17 protein-coding genes and 1 pseudogene are annotated in these 18654 nt (G+C 62.8%); 7 read left to right on the plus strand and 11 right to left on the minus strand.

The genetic code is table 11. The features are described from left to right. Positions 1 to 48: 48 nt before the first annotated feature. The 4 genes and pseudogenes from ACPDZI_RS07465 (at position 49) to ACPDZI_RS07480 (ending at position 4510) form a co-directional block, all read left to right on the plus strand. Positions 49 to 1368, plus strand: a complete 1320-nt coding sequence (locus ACPDZI_RS07465; protein ID WP_146062136.1) for a hemolysin family protein — start codon at positions 49 to 51, stop codon at positions 1366 to 1368. Positions 1369 to 1387: 19 nt separating this feature from the next. Further along, positions 1388 to 1930, plus strand: a complete 543-nt coding sequence (locus ACPDZI_RS07470) for a hypothetical protein (RefSeq protein WP_024944846.1) — start codon at positions 1388 to 1390, stop codon at positions 1928 to 1930. A gap of 268 nt (positions 1931 to 2198) precedes the next feature. Further along, positions 2199 to 3101 (plus strand): homocysteine S-methyltransferase family protein, encoded by a 903-nt coding sequence (locus tag ACPDZI_RS07475; RefSeq protein ID WP_076361353.1) that lies wholly within the window; start codon positions 2199 to 2201, stop codon positions 3099 to 3101. A 9-nt stretch (positions 3102 to 3110) separates the two neighbouring features. Next, positions 3111 to 4510, plus strand: a pseudogene (locus tag ACPDZI_RS07480) (basic amino acid/polyamine antiporter). 76 nt (positions 4511 to 4586) lie between these two features. Here ACPDZI_RS07480 and ACPDZI_RS07485 read toward each other — a convergent pair. Further along, positions 4587 to 5426 (minus strand): sterol desaturase family protein, encoded by an 840-nt coding sequence (locus tag ACPDZI_RS07485; protein ID WP_429042306.1) that lies wholly within the window; start codon positions 5424 to 5426, stop codon positions 4587 to 4589. Between the two features lie 229 nt (positions 5427 to 5655). Between ACPDZI_RS07485 and ACPDZI_RS07490 the strand changes: the two genes are divergently transcribed. Then, a complete protein-coding gene (locus ACPDZI_RS07490) occupies positions 5656 to 6423 on the plus strand; it encodes a substrate-binding periplasmic protein (RefSeq protein ID WP_411583868.1) in 768 nt (255 codons plus the stop codon). Between the two features lie 376 nt (positions 6424 to 6799). Then, the gene (locus ACPDZI_RS07495; protein ID WP_438834273.1) at positions 6800 to 7135 is read left to right on the plus strand and encodes a DUF2059 domain-containing protein; all 336 of its coding nucleotides are present in this window, start codon (positions 6800 to 6802) and stop codon (positions 7133 to 7135) included. A gap of 71 nt (positions 7136 to 7206) precedes the next feature. On the opposite strand, the gene ACPDZI_RS07500 is transcribed toward ACPDZI_RS07495, so the two are convergent. From ACPDZI_RS07500 to ACPDZI_RS07510, 3 genes are all read right to left on the minus strand, one after another. Next, the gene (locus tag ACPDZI_RS07500) at positions 7207 to 7950 is read right to left on the minus strand and encodes an amino acid ABC transporter ATP-binding protein (protein WP_323995709.1); all 744 of its coding nucleotides are present in this window, start codon (positions 7948 to 7950) and stop codon (positions 7207 to 7209) included. Further along, on the minus strand, positions 7934 to 8893 hold the full coding sequence (locus ACPDZI_RS07505; protein WP_167824962.1) for an amino acid ABC transporter permease: 960 nt from the start codon (positions 8891 to 8893) through the stop codon (positions 7934 to 7936). The genes ACPDZI_RS07500 and ACPDZI_RS07505 overlap by 17 nt, the downstream gene beginning before the upstream one ends. Before the next feature lie 90 nt (positions 8894 to 8983). Then, positions 8984 to 9772, minus strand: coding sequence for a transporter substrate-binding domain-containing protein (locus ACPDZI_RS07510; RefSeq protein WP_168967060.1), 789 nt, complete (start codon positions 9770 to 9772; stop codon positions 8984 to 8986). A gap of 501 nt (positions 9773 to 10273) precedes the next feature. Between ACPDZI_RS07510 and ACPDZI_RS07515 the strand changes: the two genes are divergently transcribed. Beyond that, on the plus strand, positions 10274 to 11413 hold the full coding sequence (locus ACPDZI_RS07515; RefSeq protein WP_438834274.1) for a diguanylate cyclase: 1140 nt from the start codon (positions 10274 to 10276) through the stop codon (positions 11411 to 11413). 4 nt (positions 11414 to 11417) lie between these two features. Here ACPDZI_RS07515 and ACPDZI_RS07520 read toward each other — a convergent pair whose 3' ends face one another. The 7 genes from ACPDZI_RS07520 to ACPDZI_RS07550 all read right to left on the minus strand — a co-directional run bounded on the left by ACPDZI_RS07520 (position 11418) and on the right by ACPDZI_RS07550 (position 18650). Continuing rightward, positions 11418 to 12746, minus strand: coding sequence for an MFS transporter (locus ACPDZI_RS07520; protein ID WP_207137001.1), 1329 nt, complete (start codon positions 12744 to 12746; stop codon positions 11418 to 11420). A 27-nt stretch (positions 12747 to 12773) separates the two neighbouring features. Then, positions 12774 to 14294: a signal transduction histidine-protein kinase/phosphatase UhpB gene (gene uhpB / locus ACPDZI_RS07525; RefSeq protein ID WP_017409865.1), complete on the minus strand. Its 1521-nt coding sequence runs from the start codon at positions 14292 to 14294 to the stop codon at positions 12774 to 12776. Then, positions 14291 to 14881, minus strand: coding sequence for a transcriptional regulator UhpA (gene uhpA / locus ACPDZI_RS07530; RefSeq protein WP_011706601.1), 591 nt, complete (start codon positions 14879 to 14881; stop codon positions 14291 to 14293). Before uhpA ends, uhpB begins: the two co-directional genes overlap by 4 nt. A gap of 189 nt (positions 14882 to 15070) precedes the next feature. Continuing rightward, positions 15071 to 15466 (minus strand): nucleoside diphosphate kinase regulator, encoded by a 396-nt coding sequence (rnk, locus tag ACPDZI_RS07535; protein WP_011706600.1) that lies wholly within the window; start codon positions 15464 to 15466, stop codon positions 15071 to 15073. A gap of 231 nt (positions 15467 to 15697) precedes the next feature. Then, positions 15698 to 16468: a substrate-binding periplasmic protein gene (locus ACPDZI_RS07540; RefSeq protein ID WP_045527420.1), complete on the minus strand. Its 771-nt coding sequence runs from the start codon at positions 16466 to 16468 to the stop codon at positions 15698 to 15700. A gap of 41 nt (positions 16469 to 16509) precedes the next feature. Then, positions 16510 to 17193 (minus strand): hypothetical protein, encoded by a 684-nt coding sequence (locus tag ACPDZI_RS07545; RefSeq protein ID WP_168967064.1) that lies wholly within the window; start codon positions 17191 to 17193, stop codon positions 16510 to 16512. Positions 17194 to 17243: 50 nt separating this feature from the next. Then, positions 17244 to 18650, minus strand: coding sequence for an alkaline phosphatase (locus tag ACPDZI_RS07550; RefSeq protein WP_236662938.1), 1407 nt, complete (start codon positions 18648 to 18650; stop codon positions 17244 to 17246). Positions 18651 to 18654: the final 4 nt, after the last annotated feature.

Raw genomic sequence — 18654 nt, forward strand, 5'->3', positions numbered from 1 at the left:
ACCCAGTTTGCCGTCTTGTGCTAAGGCGGGTGTAGCAATAGGTTAATCATGAGTTTTGCCGATAGTTTATTTTTTCTGATGCTGCTGGTCGCCGGTAGCGTGTTCTTCTCTCTCTCCGAGATCTCCCTCGCCGCCTCCCGCAAGATCAAGTTGCAGGTGATGGCCGATGAGGGCAACCGCCATGCCGAAAAGGTGCTGGCACTGCAGGCCCAGCCGGGCAACTTCTTTACCGTGGTGCAGATCGGACTCAACACCGTCGCCATCCTGGGCGGTATCCTGGGCGAGTCTGCCCTGAACCCGGCCATCAAGGCGTTTATCTCCGAGTTCTATCAGGGGCCCTGGCTTGGCGAGATCAGCTCGGCAGCCTCCTTCGTGTTCGTCACCGGCATGTTCATCCTGATCGCCGATCTGATGCCCAAGCGGCTGGCCATGACCATGCCGGAGCGGATCGCCGTGGTGGTGGTGCGCCCCATGCTGCTGTGCGTCACCCTGCTGATGCCGCTGGTGTGGCTGTTCAACGGCATGGCCAACGGCCTGTTCCGGCTGATGCGCATCTCCATGGTGCGCAACGACGAGATCACCTCCGACGATATCTATGCGGTGATGGACGCGGGTGCCGAGGCGGGTGTCATCCAGCGCGAGGAGCATCAGCTCATCGAGAACGTGTTCGAGCTGCAGTCCCTCGGTGTCACCTCCGCCATGACCGCGCGTGAGAGCCTCATCTACTTCACCCTGCAAGAGGGCGAGGAGAGCATCAAGGCCAAGATCGCCGAGCATCCCCACAACAAGTTCCTGGTGTGTGACCACAACCTCGACAGCATCAAGGGCTTCGTCGACTCCAAGGAGCTGCTGATCCGGGTCATCAGCGGCCAGAGCATCGATCTCAACAGCGGCTCGCTGGTGCAGAACGTCATCATCATCCCCGATACCCTCAACCTCTACGAGGCGATGGAGTACTTCAAGAACCACAGGGGCGACTTTGCCGTGGTGATGAACGAGTACGCCCTGGTGGTGGGGATCGTCACCATGAACGACCTGATGAGCACCGTCATGGGTGAGTGGGCTACCCACGTGGTGGAAGAGCAGATCGTGCAGCGAGACGAGAACTCCTGGCTGGTGGACGGGGTGACCCCCATCTCCGACGTGATGCGCGCCTTCGACATCGAGGAGTTCCCGGAAAACCAGAATTATGAAACCATCGCCGGCTTCATCATGTACATGCTGCGCAAGATCCCCAAGCGAACCGACTCGGTCAAATATGCCGGTTACAAGTTCGAAGTGGTGGACATCGACAGCTACAAGATTGACCAGCTGCTGGTCACCCGGGTCGAGCCCACGCCGGCCGAGAAACCCGCTCAGGAATCGTAAAAGGAGCTAGTTAGCAATCATGAAGATGCAGTCTCATTCCCGTGCGCTGGCCTGTGTGGCGCTCGCCTTGGCACTCGGTGCCTGCAGCCAGAGCGCTCCGCGCAAGGCCACCACAGTCGCCAAACCGGCAGCCCCCAAGGCGGCTGTAGTCGTGCCGCAGCAGGATCCAGATGCGGTGGTGCAGAGCGCCGTGGCGGAGCCGAGTCCGGTGTTCGACGAGGAATATCACGGTCCGGATCAAGGATCGCTCGAGTCGGTGACCGCCCTGTTTGCCCGTGGCTACATCGAATCGGCCATGCGCGAGACCATGCTGGCGGCGGTGCACAGCGACTACCCGCTGCTCGGCATGCGGGACGTGCGCCTGACCGATCCGGTGGCCAAGTTCCTCACCTCCGCCCAGGCACGCACCACGGCTCACGACTACCTCTATGCCGGGGTGCAGCGCCGATTGGGCCGCCCGCTCAGCCCCGCCCAGTGGGAGCAGATCTGGCAGGGATATCCCCAGCAGGGTCGGGTGTCCGACTGGGTCAAGCAGACCAAGCGGGTACTGGCCGGGCGTTGAGCCGCCAGATCATCTGTTGCCACAAGAGGCCACCTTAGGGTGGCCTCTTGTCGTTTCTCATCCCGGTGTTGAGCCTTCAACAGCCATACCTCCCTTCCTTTGCCGTTATCTCCCTGAGCTTGTTCAGATTTGTTCGTAGCACCCGATTGCCTCTTGTTCTACTTTGGGTCATGATGAAAAGGCATTCTAGCCGTCTAGATGTTTTGATGGCTTTTTTGACTCAACACAATAAATACCCGTCACGACGGGGACACGCAGAGAGACAGAGATGGATACAAAGGATTTGTGGGTACTGGATGGTGGCATGGGACGCGAGCTGGCACGGCGGGGCGCGCCGTTTCGCCAGCCGGAGTGGTCGGCGCTGGCCCTGATGGAGGCCCCCGAGACGGTGCGCGAGGTGCATCAGGCCTATGTGGCGAGCGGGGCCCGGGTCATCACCACCAACAGCTATGCGCTGGTGCCGTTTCATATCGGTGACGCGCGCTTTGTGGCAGAGGGGGAGGGGCTGGCTGCGCTGGCCGGCCAGCTGGCCCGCGAGGTGGCCGATGAGCAGCCGGGCAGCGTGCAGGTGGCTGGCTCCTTGCCGCCGCTGTTTGGTTCCTACCGCGCCGACTTGTTCGACGCGGGCAGGGTGAGCGAGCTGGCAACCCCGCTTATTCGGGCGCTCTCCCCCCACGTGGATCTCTGGCTGGCCGAGACCATGAGCCTCATCGCCGAGCCCCTGGCCCTCAAGGCCCTGCTGCCCGAGGACGGCAAGCCGTTCTGGGTCTCCTTTACTCTGGAAGACGAGGTGCCGGGCAGCGAGCCCACCCTGCGCTCCGGCGAGCGGGTGGCGGATGCCGTGACCGCGTTGGCGTCGGCCGGGGTGGATGCCATCCTGTTCAACTGCTGCCAGCCCGAGGTGATTGAAGGGGCGCTCAAGGTGGCCGGTGCCGCATTGCAAGAGCAGGGTCGCAGCGACATTCGCCTCGGCGCCTATGCCAACGCCTTCCCGCCCCAGCCCAAGGAGGCGACCGCCAACGATGGGCTGGACGAGATCCGCACCGATCTGGGACCGCTTGATTACCTTGGCTGGGCCGAGCGCTGGCGCGCGGCCGGGGCAAACCTTATCGGCGGTTGCTGCGGCATTGGGCCGGAACACATTCAAGCCCTGGCCAGCCGGCTGCGCTAAGGAGAGCCCATGAAAGAGAGCAAGATCGGGCTCTGGTCCCTCACCGCGCTGGTGTTCAGCTCCATGGTAGGGGCGGGGATCTTCAGCCTGCCGCAGAACATGGCCGAGGTGGCTGGCGCCCGCGCCGTGCTGATCGGCTGGGGCATCACCGGGGTGGGTATCCTGGCGCTCGCCATGAGTTTTATGTATCTGTCGCGATTAAGGCCGGATCTCGACGGAGGCATCTACAGCTATGCCCGCGCCGGTTTCGGCGATCTGGTGGGCTTCTTCTCCGCCTGGGGCTATTGGCTTTGTGCCACCATCGGCGTGGTGGGCTATCTGGTGATCGCCTTCGCGGCGCTGGGCAGCTTCGTCGATACCCCGGGGCAGGTCTGGTTTGGCGAGGGCAATACTCTGGCGGCCTTCATCGGCGAGTCCTGCATCCTTTGGGCGGTACACCTGCTGGTGGCCCGTGGTGTGCAACAGGCGGCGCTGTTCAACCTGGTGGCGACCCTGGCCAAGAGCCTGCCGCTGCTGCTGTTTATCCTGTTCGCTTGCTACTGGTTCGACCCGGTCACCTTCGCGGCGGATCAGGGGGCAGCACCCTGGCGGTGCCGGTCTCCGAGCAGGTGCGCAACACCATGCTCATCACCCTCTGGGTCTTCACCGGCATCGAGGGGGCAGCGGTGCTGTCGGCCCGGGCGAGAAACAAGCGGGATGTGGGCACCGCCACCGTACTCGGTGTGGTGCTGGCGCTGCTGCTCTATGTGCTCATCTCGGTGCTGGCGCTCGGAATATTGAGCCGCCCGGAGCTTGCGGCCCTGCCCAACCCCTCCATGGCGGGACTGATGGCCCAGATGACCGGCTCCTGGGGCAAGCTGCTCATCAGCACCGGTCTCATCGTGTCGGTGCTGGCCTCCTATGTGAGCTGGACCCTGTTCTCGGCCGAGGTGCCGTTCAGCGCGGCGCACCACGGCGCCTTCCCGGCCGTTTTCCGGCGCCAGAACCGCAACGGCACCCCCATCGCATCGCTGTGGCTCACCAGCCTGACGGTGCAGGGCTGTCTGTTGCTGGTGTGGCTGCTCGGCAAGGGCTACACCAACTTGCTGCTCATCTCCACCTCGATGATCCTGGTGCCCTACCTGTTGATCGGTCTGTTCCTGTTCAAGCTCTCTTTGCGTGGCGAGGGCAATGGTCTGATGCGGGCGGTGGCGCTGGTATCGAGCGGTTACGGCCTCTGGCTGCTCTACGCCGCCGGGGTGGAATACCTGCTGCTCTCCTTGCTGCTCTACGGGCCGGGTCTGCTGCTGTTTCTCTACAGCCGCCGCCAGCTCGGTGCCGAGCTGCGGCTCAGCGTGCGCGAGCGGCTGCTGGCTGGGGTGACACTGCTGAGCCTGATCCCCGCCATTTGGTCTTTTGCCCACGTCTGACCGGGCTGTGACCAACAATGAAAGAGAGCGCCCTTGGGCGCTCTCTTTTTGTCTGCGGGTTATCTGCAGTGAGTGCTCAGCGGCCGGCGGGACCCGCCGGTTTGCCAAACAGTACCGCGAGCTTTTGCCGCCAGGGCAGGCTGCGGGCCTCTTGCAGCATGTCGCGCCACTCATGGAAGGTGAGGGTGAGCGGGTTGAAGCTGTGGATCGGCTTGGTGATGCCGAAGCGACACGGCTCGGCCGGGTCTTCTTCCACGAAGGTGCCAAACAGCCTGTCCCAGATAATGAGCACGCCGGCGAAGTTGCGATCTATGTATTTGGCGTTGCTGGCGTGGTGCACCCTGTGGTGGGAGGGGGTGTTGAAAACCCACTCCAGCCAGCCGAGCTTGCCCACCACCTGGGTGTGGACGAAAAACTGAAAACCCAGGCTGAGCAGCACTGTGGCCACTACCGCCTCGGGCGGGAAGCCGATGAGGATCATCGGGATCCAGAACAGCCACATGCCGGAGACCGGGTACATCAGGCTCTGGCGAAAGGCGGTGGAGAGGTTGAGCCGCTCCGAGCTGTGGTGCACCACGTGGGAGGCCCACAACCAACGCACGTGGTGACTGGCGAAGTGGAACAGCCAGTAGCAGAGATCCTGCAACAAAAAGAGCAACAGCAGACTCCAGAGGTTGAGATCGATATCCAGCAGCCGCCAGCCCCAGAGGGCGTCGTAGAGGTAGGCGATGGCGATGGCCGTCAGCGCGTCGCCCCCCTGATGCATCAGCGCCAGGGTGGCGTTGGCGAAGAGATCCTTCCACTGGTAGCCGGCGGTGGGATAGGCGGCGCCATGTTTGCGCAGATAGAGCATCTCCCAGCCGATGAAGGCCAGAAAGAGGGGCGAGAGGTAGAGCAGGATCAGTTGCACATCCATGTCGGGTATCCAGTCAGAGCAATTGCTCTCCAGCATAAAGGATGAATTTAATCTTTCATTAACAATTTTCACCCGATGGACGTCGCCATCTGATGCTGGCGGCAGGAGTCTGCAAGTGCATGGCCATGAAAGGGCGTGATGGCCCTCTGAGCCATGGCGCAGTGACTATGCTTGATGAGGTTTTCTACCTCTGGAGTGGCAGATGATGCGGCTGTGGTGTTGTTTGTTGATGGGAGTCTGCCTGCTGGCGCAGGCCAAGACCCGGGTCGAGATCCTGGCCGATGCCAACTATCCACCCTACTCCTGGCAGGAGGGGGAGGAGGTGAAGGGGATCTATGCCGACATAGTGCGCAGCGTGACGGCCTCCATGGATGAGTACGAGGTGGTGCTCAAGGCCATGCCCTGGCGACGGGGTCTCAGCATGGTGGAACAGGGCAGTGCCTTCGCCATCTTTCCGCCCTATTACCAGCCAGACAGCCGCCCCTGGATGTGGCCCTATTCCCAACCCCTGCTCGACGAGGAGCTGGTGGTGATGTGCGGTGCCGGGGTGGCGGTCAATACCCCGCAGGCGCAATTCCCGGCCGACTACTACGGACTGCGCTTTGGCATGAATGCCGGTTTCACCATAGGTGGTGCCTCCTTCTGGCAGGCCGTCCAGCAGCAGAAGATCGGGTTGGAGGAGGTGAAGAGCAACCGGGAGAACCTGCTCAAGATAGTGCGCGGCCGGGTGGACTGTACCGTCAACGACCGCCTCTCCCTGCTCTATGAGTTGCTCAACATGATCAAGGGCAACCAGCTGGCGGTGGCCGACATGTCCCAGCTCAAGCAAGGGCCGGTGCTCAGTAAGGAGCAGGGGTTTCTCGGCTACAGCCGCAAGGGGGAATTCGACTTCAAGCAGGACTTTGCCGAGCAGTTCGACAAGCGGCTCTACGAGCTCAAGAAGCGGGACGGGATCCGGCTCATCGTGGAGCGTTATCTGGGAAAGTCCCCGCGCTGAACTGATAAGGGAGCCAGTCAGATTCAGCCGATAAACACAGGGTTTCGGCCAACAGCAGAGGGACTGAGAGTCCCTCTGCTGTTTTTGGTGGGTTACCGGTGACGGTGGGGGGAAAGGCAGCACCACAGGGAGTTGCCGGCACAGATCCGGATGGCAATCATATACCTTGCGCGCATCACCACCATCTGGCGACTGGTCTGTTTGATGAATCAATGTAACCTGTTGTTTTTATATGATTAGCGAGGTGGTTATGCAGTGGGTGAAAAGAGGGGTTGTCATCGCCCTGGTGTGGAGTGGCAGTGTGTGAGCCGATCCCGCTCAGGAACTGGTCAACCTGCTCAACAGCGAGCAACAGGCGGAGCAGCTGCAGGCCCAGATGCAGGCACAGATGATCCCGCTGATCATTCGTGGCGCCGGTGAACATGCTCAGGAGTTGGCCCAGCACCGCGATGTACTGGAGGCCTGGGTGAGCCGTTACCTCTCCTGGGGGGCAATGAGTAGCGAAGTGGCCGCTATCTACCGCAAGCATTTCACCGAGGCTGAGCTCAAGGCGCTGATCGCCTTTTATCAGAGTCCGGTCGGGAAGAAATCTCTGGATACCATGCCGGTCATCTTTCAGGAGAGCTCGCTGGTGGGCCAATCTCTGGCCGAGCGCAACATGCCGGCACTGCAAGCCATGCTGGATGAAGCGAAACGCAAAGCGACAAAATAGATATGGTCGGCAAGGTATAAGCAGAAGAGGGAGCCATGGGCTCCCTCTTCTGCTTTTTATCACCGGCGCTATTACAGCACCTGGCTCAGGAACTGGCGCAGGCGCGGGGAGGGGGGATTGTCGAAAAAGTCCGTCGGCTTCTCGTCTACCAGCAGCTCGCCGCTCTCCATAAAGAGCACCCGATCTGCCACCTCACGGGCAAAGCCCATCTCGTGGGTTACCACCACCATGGTCATCCCCTCGCGGGCCAGCCCCTTCATCACGTCCAGCACTTCGCCCACCATCTCGGGGTCGAGCGCGCTGGTGGGCTCGTCAAACAGCATGATGCGCGGCTGCATGGCGAGCGCCCGGGCAATGGCTACCCGCTGCTGCTGGCCGCCGGAGAGCTGGGAGGGGTAGCTCTCGGCCTTGGCCGACAGGCCGACTTTGAGCAGCAGGGCCTTGGCTCTGTCTTCGGCATCGCGACGCGACAGCCCGCGCACCTTCTGCGGGGCGAGGCAGATGTTGTCCAGCACGTTCAGATGGGGGAAGAGGTTGAAAGACTGGAACACCATGCCCACCTCCTCCCGCAATTTGTTGACGTTCCCCGGCTCGGTCAGGCTGATGCCATCCACCACGATATTGCCGTCGTTGATGGTCTCCAACTGGTTGAGGGTGCGCAGGAAGGTGGACTTGCCGGAGCCACTGGGGCCGACGATCACCACCACTTCCCCCTCGGCGACCTGGGTGCTGACGTTCTTGAGGGCGTGTACCTCGGTGCCGTAGAACTTCTCTACACCACTGGCTGTGATAATGGGATCAGTTGCTGCGCGCATATTTCACCTCCAGACGACGCACCAGGAAGGAGAGAGTGCCAGTCAGCACCAGATAGAGCAGGGCCACGGTGAACCACACCTCGAACGGGCTGAAGGTGGAGCTCACCACCTCGCGCCCCGCCTTGGTGAGATCGGTGATGGAGATGACAGAGACCAGCGAGGAGTCCTTGATAAGGTTGATGAACTGGCCCGCCAGCGGCGGCAGCACCCGCTTGAACGCCTGCGGCAGGATGACGTAGCGCATGGTCTGGGCCGAGGTCATGCCGAGGCTTCTGCCCGCTTCCATCTGCCCCTTGTGGATGGAGCTGATGCCGGCACGGACGATTTCCGCCACGTAGGCGCCGGTGAAGACCGCCAGTGCCGCCACCCCGGCGGTGAATCGGTCGAGGTTCAGCACGGTGCCGATGAAGAAGTAGACGATGAAGATCTGCACCAGCAGCGGGGTGCCGCGGATGAGCTCCACGTAGGTGACCGCCAGGTTGCGCAGGGCGGGGTTGGGGGAAAGTCGGGCCAGCCCGGCCAGGGTGCCGAGCAGGATGGCGAAGATGCCTGCAACCAGCGAGAGTTTGACCGTGACCCAGACGCCCCAGGCAATGGGGCCGGCAGTCCAGCTCAGCTGGGTGTCGAGGGTGTCGCCACGAAAGACGGTGTCCCCTTCTGCTACCTGGCCGCCGCTGATGGCGATGGCTTGGCGCTGGTTGGGATCGAGATCGTTTTGCAAAAACAGCTTGCCCTTGTCGGCCTCGGTGGTGCCGGCGACCACGGTACCGTCAAATTCGGCGTAGTTTTTCTGTTCCGCCTGATAGGCGATGTACTGGGGGATCCGCTCCCAGCGCCAGGTGTAATCCACCGATTGCACGGCCTTGTAGATGCCAAAGATGGCGGCCAGCACGACCAGCAGGAAGATCCCGTGCCAGAGCAGTTGATTGGGTTGTTTTTCCATCTGTCTTGTTGGGTTGTGCACTGTCGCAACCTCGTTGTAGTTATTGTGTGGGGATCTGCGTGAAGGGGCGGCGGGCCGCCCCTTGCGAGGTTACTTGAGCTGGTTCAGCCAGGCGGTGGACTCGAACCACTTCTGGTAGAGTCGGTCGTAGCTGCCGTCACCCTTGATTTGGCGCAGGTAGTTGTTGAACCAGTTGAGGGTGTCTTGGTCGCCCTTGCGGATGGCCCAGGCCAGCGGTTCGAAGGTGAACGGCTTGTCGAGGTGCACCACGGCCCCCTTGTTCTGGGTGGCGAAGATGGCGTTGTAGGGCAGGTCGTAGACGAAGGCGTCGACCTTGCCGTTGAGCACTTCCAGCTTGGCGTCATCCTGGGTTTCAAACTGCAGCAGGGTGGCTTTCGGGATCAGACGCTTGACTGCCTGCTCGCCGGTGGTGCCGAGCTTGACCGCGATCTTGTACTTGGGATCGTTGAGGTCGGTGAAGGATTTGATCTCGCCGGCCTTGTCCTTGCGCAGGACGATGGTCTGCCCGACCACGATGTAGGGGTCGGCAAAGTTGACGCGCAGGTTGCGCTGGGGAGTGACGGTCATGCCGCCCATGATGACGTCGAACTTGTCGGTCAAGAGGGCCGGAATGATGCCATCCCAGGCGGTGTTGACGAACTCGACCTTCACGCCCATCTCCTTGGCGACCATCTTGGCCAGATCCACGTCAAAGCCGATGTACTGGCCCTGCTTGTTGGTCATTTCGAAGGGTTGATAGCCGGCGTCGAAACCGACCCGCAGCACGCCGCGCTCCAGCACGGCATCCAGGGTGGAAGTGGGCGCGGCGTTGGCCAGCCCGCACAGCAGCAGGGTAGAAAGAATGAGTTTTTTGATCATAAGTGACGTCTCTGTCAAAAGTGTGTTCGGCCTTGAACCTGATCCCGTGCGACTCCGTGGCACAAGAGACTGCTGCATCCGGCAACAGGGCAAGACAGGATTATTGTCTTGATTGAGGCAAAAGCCCCATATGAGATTCTATTTGCTGCCGGCTGAGTGAAAAATGTACCAAATTCCGATTGTGCCAGACGACTCAATAGGTTAGTGGCGCTTTTTCCCCGTGGCGGCACTCATAAAATCACACGAAAACAACATATCTATCTAATGAGGCGGGTTCAAGCCAAAAATGTATTCAGCACATTTTGTTACAAGCCAGCCCGCCATCAGTAGTGTCAATTGTTGCTCACCTGGCCGCCAAGCGCCAAAAAACAGATTCGAATGAATTTAGTGTGTGCGATTGCCGCCCACTAAATGGTTTTTAATTGAGGATTTAGTCAGACACCGCTGGGTCTTGTTTTGCGCTTCAAATATACTCAGTTACCTTCGTTTAGTGGCACTGGTATGGACGCCTCAATACTGCTCAAGCTGGATGTATTCACTCTGATGATCATGGCGCTGGGTGGCTACAGCCTCGGCTTCATCACTCTCTCCATCATCTGGTCGACCCACAGGGAGATCCCCGGACTCGGATACTGGTGGTGGTCCAGTCTGTTCGCACTGGTGGCCCAGAGCCTCTTTACCCTGCAGGCCTTCATGCCGAGTCTGGCGGGGATCTGGCTGGCCAATCTGCTGATCACCGTCTGCATCGCCCTGATGCCGCTGGCGCTGCAGCGTTTCTTCGGCCAGCCCCTCAGCTGGTCTGCCAGCGGCTGGTTCATGCTGATCTATGTGCTGATCCTGAGCTGGAGCATTGCCTTCAACGATCAGATGGCCCCCCGGGTGCTGCTGGCCTGCCTGAGCTACATGGTACTGGGGGCGGTGATCGTCTTTCTCATCTGGCGGTACGGTTATCCCGCCTATCTGCCCGCCGTACTGGTGTTCACCGTGGTCAACATCCTGCTCTATGGCTTCAACCTGCTGCGCATGGCATTTCTGCTGCAGGGGGATGCCAGAGTCTTGATGGATCAGAGCGGTGTCAACGTGCTGCCCTTCCTCTCCATGCTGATGGGCAGTTACCTCTCCACCTTCGGGGTGTTGCTGCTCTGCACCCAGTACCGGGCACTGGCCCTGCGCCAGCAGGCGAGCCACGATCCGCTCACCGGTCTGCTCAACCGGCGCGGCTTCATGGAGCTGATGGCCCGGCGCCGGATGACCGAATTCGGTGCCCTGGCGGTGCTGGATCTCGATGACTTCAAGCAGATCAACGATCGCCATGGTCATGAGATGGGGGACAAGGTGCTGGCGGCGGTGGGGGCCTATCTCGGCGCTCAGCAAGAGCTGGTGGCCAGTCGCTTTGGCGGCGAGGAGTTCGTGTTGCTGCTGCCGCAGGAGGATGAAACGGCCCAGCAGCAGCGCTGCGAGCAGATCATCCGCTCTCTGGCGGCGCAGGACATGCACGGGATCGGCATCACCGTCAGCATGGGGCTGGTGCGCTGCCAGCACAGCTGGCACTTCGACCCCCTGTTCAGCCAGGCGGATCGCGCCCTCTATCAGGCCAAGCGGGAGGGCAAGAATCGGGTCTGCCGGCTGGCGCAAGCCTAGCCGGTCAATCGGCGTCGCGGGGACGCGGCGCCTGCGCCTTGAGGAAGGGGAGCAGCAGCAGGGCGGAGACGCCGGCGGCCACCGAGATCACCACGAAGAAGCCCTGCCAGTGCCAGATCTCCAGCACCCTCGCCAGCGGATAGCCAGAGAGCGCCGCCCCCATGTAGGCAAACAGGCCGACGAAGCCGGTGGCGGCCCCCGCGGAATTCTTGTGGGAGCACTCCGCCGCCGCCATGCCGATCAGCATCTGGGGGCCGAACACGAAGAAACCGATGGTGAAGAAACAGGCCGCCTGCATCACATAGCTGAAGAAGGGCATCAGCCAGAGCGATCCCACCGCCAGCAATATGCCCACCGCAAAGATGAGGTTCATCGGCCCGCGGTTGCCGTTGAACAGCTTGTCCGATCCCCAGCCCGCCACCAGGGCACCGATAAAGCCCCCCACCTCGAACATGGAGATGGCCGAGTTGGCGCTCATCAGATTGAAGCCGCGCTGCTCGGTCATGTAGAGATTGCCCCAATCGTTGATGGCGGTGCGTACCACGTAGACCAGCACGTAGCAGCAGGCCAGCAGCCAGATATAGGGGTTGCCGAGCACGTATTTGCGCAGGATCTGGCGATGGGATAGGCCGGCATCCTGAGTCTGCTGGGCCAGCTCCATGGCATCGTTTCGCCACTCGCCCACCGTGGGCAGTCCCATTGCGGTCGGGGTATCGCGCAGCCGCCAGCAGAGGAACAACCCCGCCAGGATGGCGATCAGGCCGGGCACTATCATGCCGTAGCGCCAACCGTGCTGCAGGGCCAGGGTGCTGACGATGAGGGGAATGAGTGCGCCACCCACGTTGTGGGCCGTGTTCCAGGCTGACCACCAGAAGCCGCGTTCGCTGCGCGAGTACCAGCTGGTGAGCAGCTTGGAGCAGGGGGGCCAGCCCCAGCCCTGGAAGAAGGCGTTGGCCACCCAGAGGGCGGCGAACAGCCACAGCGACGACGAGAGCCCGAACAGGATATTGATGACTCCGGTCGCCATCAGCCCGAGGCCCATGAAGTAGCGCGGATTGGCGCGGTCGCTGATGATGCCGGAGAAGAATTTGGAGCAGCCGTAGGTGATGTAGAACAGGGTCCACAGCATGCCGATGTCGGCCTTGTTCAGCATGCCGCTGGCCAGCATGTCCGGCATGGCGAAGTTGAAGCTCTTGCGGGTGAAGTAGAACACCGCATAGCCAAGATACATGGTCAGCAGGATGTGCAGCCGCCAGTGGCGATAACAGGCGTCGATCTCGGCCTGATCGCGGATGAGGGGCTGGGGCGGTGCGCTTCTCATGAAACTGAGCATCAGGCGGTCCTTCCCTGCAGCAGGCTGTTACTCATGACTCTCCTCCCGTTTGCGGCCGGGCAGGGTCACGGTCAGCTGGGTGCCGTGCACGCAGGAGAGCTGCAATGCGCCTCCCAGTGCCTGCACCCGCTCGCGAATGCCGAGCAGGCCATAGCCCTGGGGCGTGCGGTGTTCGGGCAGGCCGCAGCCATCGTCTTCCAGCAGCAGAGTCAGTCGCTCGCCCTGGCGGTGGGCCCGGATGGTGACCGAGCTGGCGTTGGCGTGTTTCACCACGTTGTTGAGCCCCTCCTGACAGACCCGAAACAGGGTGACCCGCTGGGCATCGGAGAGGCCGGCGTCCGCCAGCTGCCACTCAAGCCGGGTGACGATGCCGCGGCGCTCCAGCTCCAGCTCCCGCAGCAGGCCGCGTACCGCCTGCTCCAGGCTCATGTCGTCAAGCTGGCGGGGGCGCAGCCGGCCGAGCAGGCCGCGCACCGCATCGTAGATGCCCAGCGACAGCGTCTCGATGAGGGCGCTGCTCTGGCCGACCCCGGCATTGTCCGGGGCGAGGCGGCGCACTATGCCGGCCTGGGTACGGATGGCGGTGATGGTCTGGCCGATGTCGTCGTGCAGCTCGCGCGCCACCTCCTTGCGGATGCTCTCTTCGGTCTCCAGCAGCCGTTCGGTGAGCTGGCGATTGTGGGCAAGCTGGCGGGTCAGCGCCTGGTTGAGCTCGCGCTGGCGCTGGATGCCGGCGCCGAGCAGCAGGCCGGTGAGGCTCTGGGCCAGCAAGGAGAGCAGCAGATCGAGCGGATGATCGTGCCAGGCCTGGCCGGCCATCAGCGCCACCGTGTTCATCAGGGTGGCGAGCAGGGCCCCCTGCCAGCCGTAGCGCCAGGCCATGGCCATGATGGGAATGGCCAGACAAAACGGGGTGAAGCGCACCAGCGAGTCCGGCAGACCGAGCTGCAGCCAGAGGCTCAGCACGAACAACAGCAGATACCAGACCAGATGGCGAAAACGCCAGTCCACCGGTTGATCCACCAGGGTTGGCCCGAGCGGTACCCAGGTGGCGCGGGTGAGGTAGTGCCAGATCAGCATGCAGGTGGAGGTCAGCGTCAGCCCGCCGGTGAGGGTGAGCAGCAGCGCGGTGAGGCCATCCTCGCCAGCCAGATGCCAGAGCAGGGATTGCAGCCCCGCCGCCACCGTGACGGTAGCCAGCAGCACCAGCAGCTGCTGCCAGTCGTTGCGCACTGGCTGGCGGCGGGCGATGAGCAGCGGCAGCAGGGTGAGCAGGCTGCCCGCCTGAATGAGCGGCCACAGCGGCAGCCCCACCTCCTGATTGAGCCAGTAGAGCAGCAGGGATTCGCACAGCAGCAGCGGCGGCCAGTAGGCGATCGGGCTTTGCAGCAGCAGCCCCAGACGCAGGCCGAAGGGGAACAGCAGGGCCGCCAGCATGGGCGATCCCGCCAGGTGCAGGCCGATGCTCCACAGGCAGAACCAGCCGGCAGCAAAGATGAAACAGGCCGCCAGCGAGATGGCGACATAGCTGGCAAGACGGGGGATCACCAGCTGTCCAGCATGCGGTGGGCCAGCTCCACGTTGTTGCTGACCTTGAGTTTGTCCATCAGGTTGGCGCGGTGCACGTGCACCGTCTTGGGGGAAAGACCAAGCTGCTCGGCGATGGCCTTCACCTCCAGTCCCCGCGCCAGCAGCTGGGCCACTTCCCGTTCCCGGTTGGTGAGCGGATCCTGGCTGTTGCAGGCCAGCTTGTGGGCAATGTCCGGGGTGAGGTAGCAGCCGCCGTGGGCGGCGGTACGCACCGCGGCGATCAGTTCGTCCGGGCTGCAGCGCTTGGAGAGGAACCCCTTGGCGCCAGCTTGCAATGCCTGCTCGATCAACGCCGGGCTGTCGTGCACCGACAGCATCACCACGGCGAGGCCGGAAGGGAGGCGCTTGAGCAGATCCAGCCCGGACTGGTCCGGCATGGAGATGTCGCACACGCACAGCTGCACGCCACTGCCGGGCAGTCCCGCCAGCGCCTCGGCGGCGGAGCCAAATTCGGCCACCACCCGCAGGTCGGGTTCGAGATTGAGCAGTTGAGCAAAGCCGGAGCGGACGATCTGGTGATCGTCGATGAGGGCAATCTTTATCATGATGTCAGCCTGAAATCTGCGGCCAGGGTGCTGGCGCGGCCAACAAGATACCTGCCGCCTCGCCCGGGCTCAAGAGAAAGCAGGGCATGTGAGCGGGATTGGCGGCGCTTCTGTGGCAAAGCTTGATCGGGATCAGGGGCGGGCACGTGCGCAGGCCTGCGCCAGCGGCTTGGCACGTACCCGGGAGGATTAGCGGTGCAGCTCGCCGGCACGCTCCGGCTGATAGACCACTTCCAGGATCTCCACCTCGATGGTGCGACCGGCCGGGCCGGGCCAGGCGATGCTGTCGCCTACCTTCAGGCCGAGCAGGGCGCTGCCGACCGGGGCCAGCACGGAGATCTTCGACTCGTCACCCTGCACGTCCTTGGGGTAGACCAGGGTCAGGCAGAACTCGTTGCCGCTGCTCGGCATCTTGAAGCGCACCGTGCTGTTCATGGTGACCACGTCCGGGGGCATGTCGGCCGGCTCGCGCATCTCGGCGCGATCCAGCTCCTCCTGCAGGGCCAGGTGCTGGGGATGGTTGCCGAGCAGTTGCTCGATGCGGTCGAGATCCAGGCTGGAGATCACGAGATGAGGTTGTTTCATAAGATATTCCTTATCAATGGGTTAAAGGACCAGGATGACGGGCAAGCTGGTCGAAAAAGATTGTGCGATACGAAAAAACAGATCGGGAATGCGACGCCCCCGAACGACTCGCTGTCGGAGGCGAGGGCGGGGGCTCAACGGGGTGTGAGCTGGCTTGATAAAATAATGAGCGCTTTCATGGGGATACCATAACCATTCTGGACTGCTTTGGCAATTATCCTGACAAGCTTGTCAGGGTGCCTGGTAATCGTACTGCTTGATGATGCGCGCCAGGCTGCCATCGTCGTGCATGGTGGCGATGATCTTGCGCCAGCGGGTTGCCTCGGCGGGCGGGAAACGGGGGCTGGCAGCCAGGTAAAGCGAGGCTCGCTGCAGGGTGTCGCCGCGCACCAGATCCGTCAGTGGCAGACCGGCCTGCTGCTGGTTGTAGCGGGCGCTGTTCCAGGCCACCGCCCAGCCCTGGATACGGCCCAGCGCCAGCTTGTCGGCGTTGTGGATCTCTTCGGCCACCAGCGCCTGCTTCACTTGCGGGTAGGGCTGCAGCAGGCTCTGGCCATAGGAGCCGCGCATCACCCCGACGGTGAGGCCGGGCAGCGTGTTGGTGGTGAGAGGCGTCGGGTGGTGCTGGCGATGGCTGACCAGCACGAAGGCCTCGTCCAGCAGCGGCGCAATCCACAGGAACTGCGGCTCGCGCTGGGGGCTGCGCACCGGCGGCACCAGCAGTACGTCCTGGCGGTGGCGAGTCTGGCTGAGGGCGCGGGCCAGCGGCATCAGCTCGATGGTCAGCGGCTCCTTGAGGCGGCGGGCCGCCTCCTCCAGCACTTCGATGGCCATGCCGCTCGGGGCGCCCTGATAGGAGCGGATGACATAGGGGGGGATCTCGGCGGCGATGACCACCACGGCCTGGGCCTGGGCGGCGGGGAAGAGCAGGGTGCAAAGCAGCAAGAGAAGGGAAGTTCGCATGGCTGGCCGGATTTGGGATGAGTACACAGAGTGTAACATCCCGTCAGCACAAATCAGCTCACCCCATTCGGGGCGTCCCGTCAGTCGAAGAAATCCCGCAGATCAAGGGTCTGGTAGCCGTCCAGCTGCTGCCAGGGCTGGCTCTTTGGCAGGGGCTTGAGGGTCACCTCCATCCGGTAGCTGCGATAACCGTCGAGGCTCGCCGACTCCACCACCAGCGGCAGCTGCCAGCGGCTCGACCAGAGGATGCGGGTGCGCTGGTTGCCCTCGCGTTTTTCATACCAGCGCGCCTGTTCGGGGGCTGCCTCGTCGAGGGGCGTCATTTCCTGCAACAGGGCCGGGTTGATGAGATGGCGGATCCGCGGCCAGTCGGGCTTGAAGGCCACCTGACCGTACTCCTCTTCAGGCACCTCCACCAGCTGGTTGTGCCAGCTGTCGGCGTAGCGCAGTTGCAGCATCCCCTGCTGGTCGCGGGTCACCCAGCGCGCCGCCATCTGGTGGGTAAAGTGCTTGTGGCCCGGGGTGGCATCGTGGGTGGCGTGATAGGCGCGGGCAAGGGGCAGCGGGATGAGCCGTTGGCTCCACACCTGATCGCCAACCCGCAGCCACTTCTCCTGCCACTGGCTCTCCTTGCTGATGCCATCGCTGCTGGTCACCCTGTCCTGATAGCGGATGCGGGCGGCCAGATCGGGGATTTCATCGGCAAGGAGGGGAAAAGAGAGGCTGCTGGCGAACAGCCATAGCGGAAGTAAATATCGCATCATGGGGGATCGCTCGAACGAGCAGGGCCCGGCACCCTGCCGGGCCCTGCCGTTTACAGGCCGAGCGCCTCCTTGAGCTTGCCGAACACCCGGGTGTTGTCCAGCGTGCCTTTGAAGCGGCTGCTGCCGGCACCGTCGGCGAACAGCATGACATCGCCGCCACCGTGGGTCTCGGAGCCGAGCTTGACCCCGGTCTCCTGCAGGTAGTCGTCCGCCATCACCTGATCGCTGGTGAGGGTGGGGCGCACATCGGGACGGTTGGGGCCGTTGCCGAACACCAGGGTGGTGAACGGCTTGCCATCCACGTCGTTCTGGGTCGAGCCATCGCCATTTTTCACCAGATCCAGCACCTTGTTGCCCTTGGCGGAGTAGCCGTTGATGGTCATGGTGTGGTCATGGTCGGCGGTGACCACGATCAGGGTATCTTTCAAATCCACCTTGCCGAGCGCCGTCTTGACCGCCTCGTCCAGTGCTACCGCATCGGTGAGCGAGCGCTTGGCATTGGTGCCGTGCAGGGCGTGGTCAATGCGGCCCCCTTCCACCATCAGGAAATAACCCTGGCTGTTCTGGCTGAGCAGATCGATCGCCTTGGCGGTCATCTCGGAGAGCGACGGCTGGGTATTGGCCGCCCCCTTGGCGACGCGGTCCAGCTCGTAGTCGAGGTGGGATTTGGCGCTGAACAGCCCAAGCACCTTGCCCGAGTTGACGCCAGCCAGATCATCTTTGGTGGTGACGTAGCGATAGCCCTGAGCGGTCAGCTCGGCGGTGAGATCCCGTCCGTCGGCGCGGCCCCCCTTGTTGCTGGTGCTGTTGTAAGGCGTCCAGTGGTTGGCGCCGCCCCCCATCAGCACGTCGACCCCGTCCCCCAGCGCCTGGTTGAAGCCGGCACCGCCCGGTACCGCCTGCGCGGCGATGGCGTAGGCAGCATCCCGGTGGCAGATGTGGGAGTAGGTGGCGGCCGGGGTGGCATGGGTCAGCTCGGTGGTGGTGACGGCCCCGACCGATTTGCCTGCCGCCTTGGCCAGCTCCAGGATGGTGGGCACCGGCTTGCCGTTGTCGCTGGCGCAGTTGTTGACGCCCTTGTTGCCGTTGGCGTCCTTGCCGGGCGCGATGGCTTTGGTGTCGCTGCTCATGGCGATCACCTCGTTGTTCATCTTGACCCCGGTGGTGTAGGCCGCCATGGAGGGGGCCGAGTCGGTGGTCTGGGCATCGTTGGAGAAGGTCTTGATGCGGGCGCTGCGAGCCAGCTTCATCATCTCCAGATTGCCCTCCTCCCCCACCTTGTAGAGGCGGGTGGCGGTGAGCACGGTGGGGCCCATGCCGTCGCCGATAAACAGGATGACGTTCTTGGCGTCGCTGGCCTGTGCCTGGGCCGCGCCGCCGAGGGCGGCCAGCAGGGCCGTGCTGACCAGGGTTTTATGCAGGTTCTGTTTCATGGATTGGTTGATGGCTCTTTTCATGGGA

Source organism: Aeromonas oralensis (genome assembly GCF_049665575.1).
In the GTDB taxonomy this organism is placed as follows: domain Bacteria; phylum Pseudomonadota; class Gammaproteobacteria; order Enterobacterales; family Aeromonadaceae; genus Aeromonas; species Aeromonas hydrophila.